1 pseudogene is annotated in these 532 nt (G+C 64.5%); it reads left to right on the top strand.

Going from position 1 to position 532, the window contains the following annotated elements:
• A pseudogene (locus AC07XM_RS31100) lies at positions 1-532 on the top strand (RHS repeat-associated core domain-containing protein); the annotation flags it as partial.

The following is a 532-nucleotide window of genomic DNA, read 5'->3' on the forward strand; positions in this document are numbered from 1 at the left end:
GCCCTGCACCCCAGATCCGGCCCAGGCGGCACCGCCCTGGCGACCTACACGCTCCAGCTCGACCAGCGTTTCACCCCCGCGGTTCGCCTGCCCCATACCATCGTGCTGCCCAGCGACGACAAGGCCAGCTGGGGGCTCACTTACGACAAGGTGCGTGGTGTGGTGTGCCTGAAAACCGTGCGCACACCCGTCGGCGGCACCGAAACCATCGACTACAACGATGCCGGCCACCGCTTCCCCGGCGATGCGCACGACCCGTTGCCCCGGGTTACCAGGCACACCATCAAGCCTGGCTTCGACCAGCCCGACATGGTCACCACCTACAACTACACCAGCAACAACTTCCTCGGCATGGGCAGTGGCATTTCCTGGCGCGACAATGGCGAGGACAACCTCTACCAATTCACCGGTACTAGCTTCAGCTACGGCTCGACTGCCACCTACCTCGTCGGCGGCACACCGCTGCGCAGCATCGAGCGCAGCTTCAACCGCTTCCACCTGCTGACCCTGCAACGTACCGAGCAAGCCCATG

It is taken from the genome of Pseudomonas sp. GW460-LB5 (genome assembly GCF_059423245.1).